At 26.4% G+C, this 3,294-nt stretch carries 4 protein-coding genes; all 4 read right to left on the bottom strand.

Annotation, left to right across the window (positions count from 1 at the left end; all coding sequences use genetic code 11):
* Window positions 1-117 precede the first annotated feature (117 nt).
* Window positions 118-339 carry a hypothetical protein gene (locus CSGHG_RS14260; RefSeq protein ID WP_010296668.1) on the bottom strand — a complete coding sequence of 74 codons (222 nt, stop codon included), beginning with the start codon at window positions 337-339 and terminating at the stop codon, window positions 118-120.
* A 504-nt stretch (window positions 340-843) separates the two neighbouring features.
* Window positions 844-1,566 (bottom strand): Crp/Fnr family transcriptional regulator, encoded by a 723-nt coding sequence (locus CSGHG_RS14255; RefSeq protein WP_412766366.1) that lies wholly within the window; start codon window positions 1,564-1,566, stop codon window positions 844-846.
* 109 nt (window positions 1,567-1,675) lie between these two features.
* Window positions 1,676-2,482 carry a DUF438 domain-containing protein gene (locus CSGHG_RS14250; RefSeq protein ID WP_010296665.1) on the bottom strand — a complete coding sequence of 269 codons (807 nt, stop codon included), beginning with the start codon at window positions 2,480-2,482 and terminating at the stop codon, window positions 1,676-1,678.
* 12 nt (window positions 2,483-2,494) lie between these two features.
* A complete protein-coding gene (gene ric, locus CSGHG_RS14245) occupies window positions 2,495-3,214 on the bottom strand; it encodes an iron-sulfur cluster repair di-iron protein (RefSeq protein WP_010296663.1) in 720 nt (239 codons plus the stop codon).
* Window positions 3,215-3,294 lie beyond the last annotated feature (80 nt).

The following is a 3,294-nucleotide window of genomic DNA, read 5'->3' as shown; positions in this document are numbered from 1 at the left end:
GAGTTTCATCCATAATTGTCAATTTTCCATTGTCAAATGTCAATTCCTAATTGATTGCCCTTTGACCATTGTTAATTTTTAAAAAGCTATCTAAAAAACTCCTAAGCAAGCAACTATTTAAAATTCTACCTCCATAACAAGAGGGACGGACACGTTTAAGGCTAATTTGCTATACTTTAGGCTTGATACTTTTGTTGATTTTAGTTTCTCTCCAATATTACTCGAAGTCGGTCCCGAATATCTACGCAGCAAAGCTGCTATTTTAGGACTGGCTTTGATTAATTTAGGTTTTATTGATAATCTTTCAATTTCACTAAAAAAACAACTTATGGAAAACATGCTTTGGTACGCCTGTTCTTCTTGTTACGGCTGTAGACTTTGAATATAGCTTTTGTTTAGTTTTATATCTTAAACTGAAATTTTACTCCCTTAAATTCAAAGAAACTGGTAGTCCAGTTTCCTCCATAATTGTCAATTCTCCATTGTCAAATGTCAATTCCTAATTGATTGCCCTTTGTCCATTGTTAATTTCTAAAAAGCTATCTAAAACTCCTAATCAAGCAACTATTTAAATTTTTGCGCCGTAACAAGAGGGACAGGTTCATTTTCGGATAGTTTCTTTGTTTTAGCTGTAGATTCCACAAATGTTGTATTCCCATCACCTAATAAGCAAAGAACCAGTACCTGATACTTTGGTTTTAGTGAATAATCTAAATAAGTAATTAGTCAAAATTTGCCTCCATCACAAATGAGACTCTTCTAGTTAACAGTTAATAGTGAGCAGTTAACAGTTATGGTTATTACTACTCATTTTATTCCTAGTAATACTAAACGTAGTTTTATCTAAAATATTTTTGTTTCTAATAATTCTAAGTCATTTATTATTATTTTTTTAGTACCTATAAGCTTTATTATATTTTCATCTTCTAATAAGGCTAATTTTCTGCTCAATGTTTCTCTTGCTATTCCACAGTAATTGGCCATTCCCTCTCTATTAAGTGGTAAATCTATTTCTAATTTATCATTAGTCTTTTTTCCATATTTCTCTGAAAACTCTAAGAGCATACAGCATATTCTTGCTTCTGGACTGTTATTTGATAGATTTTTTGATAAATTTTCTACTTCTATTAATCTTTTGTTTAGTTCAGAAAGAAGTTTTAAACAAATTGAAGGATTCGAAAATAATATTTCTTTTAAGTCATTTCTTGAAATTGTACATAATTCAGTATTTTTAATAGCAATTGCAGATACATTACTTTCAGAAGTTTCTCCCAATATATTGCTCTCTCCAAGAAAATCTCCAACACTTAATATGTTTAATATTTGTTCTTTTCCAGAAGCAGTATTTTTACTTAATTTAACCATTCCTTCACTTATAATAAATAATTTTGAAACTTTATCCCCTTCTAAAAATAAGCTTTCTCCTTTTTCTAAGCTCATATGCTTTCTTATATCTATTATTCTATCTAATTCTTCTTTAGAAAGAGATTCAAATATAGGTATTTCCTTTGCATATAATTTACTTGCACACTTTTCACAGCAAAAATCACAATCCAAAATAAACACCTCCTAATAAAAATTACATACTTAATTCATATTTTAAAATACAAAAGGTATTAATATGTTTTATAAACATATTAATACCTTTTATTATAAACTAATGGAATATATTTTATTACTTGCAATCCTCAGGAGTAAAACTACAATATCCTATGTTATCACATTTTATTTTCATTTCATCCCACTTAGTTTCACTTTTAATACTTTCTAAAGCTGTAGGATATAATATGTAATTTTCTTTAAAGATATGATCCTTTAATTCAAAACAAATATCATTTGAAAGTTTTTTCAGCTTCATTTTATATTCATTAAAATCCATATCATAAACTGATTCACTTAACTTTTTTAATTCCTTTTTCTTTTTTCTTAACTCTTCATGTTCAAGTCTCATTATTCTAGTTGGTCCGGTAACTTCTCTTACTTCAAGTTCTGGAAATAAAACATCTTCCTCTCTTTTATGATGTAGTTCAGCATCTAATATATTATCAATTAATTTAGTTACTTTTTCAAATTCTACTCTATTTTTATCGAAGCTGCCCATATCTAGTATTGTCTTTGTTACTTCATCTAGTTCTCTTAAAAAGATTAAAATTAATTCATGCTCTTCTATTAATGTATATAAAACATGTCCTTTTGATATATTACTTTGTAATTTTTCAAGTTCATCTTTTAAAACCATCATATGAATTTCACATAGATGCCTTAACTCACTGGGATTCATCCCCTCTTCTATTAAACTTTGTTCTGCTATAGACAGTTCTAGAGGCGTTATTGACTTAACTAAATTTAATCCCTTTTCTTTTAACTCTTCTGTTATTCCATATTTATTTAACTCTTTTAAAACAATAGTTAATTCCTTTATTTTTTCTTCATTAACAGTTTTGCTTGCTCCAATATTTAATATAACTGTGTTGTTTTTCAATTTAACCACCCCTTATTTATACCTTTTAAATAAAATATTATTCTCTTTATGAATATGAATAAATAAATCTTTTTCAAGTTCATGCAATTTTGAATATAATAATTCAAAACTTGTACATGCCCATTCTGGAACAGTATATCCATCTGTAATAGTATCTAATTCTTTGATTATATCTCCAGCTACTTCATGTTCTTCTATAAAACTTTGTATTTCTTCTATTAACTGTTCTCTTTCATTCTTATTAATTATTTTTCCAAGTTCAATTATTTTTGGAAATAACTCTTTTTCTTCCTTTATTAAGTGTTCTTCCAATTCAAATTTTAGTGTTCCAAAAAGCTTATTAACTCTCTTTAAAACTTCTGGTAAATGATTATAATGAACTTTAAATACTTTTAATAACAAAGGACTAATATCATTTAATAATTCAAAGGTTTTAGTGTGATGAACATTTATTATATGATTGATTAATTCTTCTGAAGATTTTTCATTCCAGTTTACATATGAAGAATTATTAGCTACAAATTTATCAAATTCTATATTTACATTTTCAATAAACTTAGCTACATCAATTCCTTTTTCTTTTAATGCAACCTCTAAATTTTTATTTCCACCACAACAATAGTCTAATTGCATATTATTAAATTTCTCTACAATTCCTGGATAAATGATAACACATTCACCTAAACTTAAATTTTTATTTATTTTTTTATTTTCGTTTATATTTTTTATCATATTAATTTCCTCCAAAATTTTTAATTTTTATTATAGAATCTTTTAAAACTAAATTCAAAACTTTTACTCTGTGTTTATGA

The sequence above is a fragment of the Clostridium senegalense JC122 genome, assembly GCF_000285575.1.
In the GTDB taxonomy this organism is placed as follows: domain Bacteria; phylum Bacillota; class Clostridia; order Clostridiales; family Clostridiaceae; genus Clostridium_J; species Clostridium_J senegalense.
Note: the sequence above shows the minus strand (reverse complement) of the source record. Positions and strands in the feature narration are given on the sequence as shown.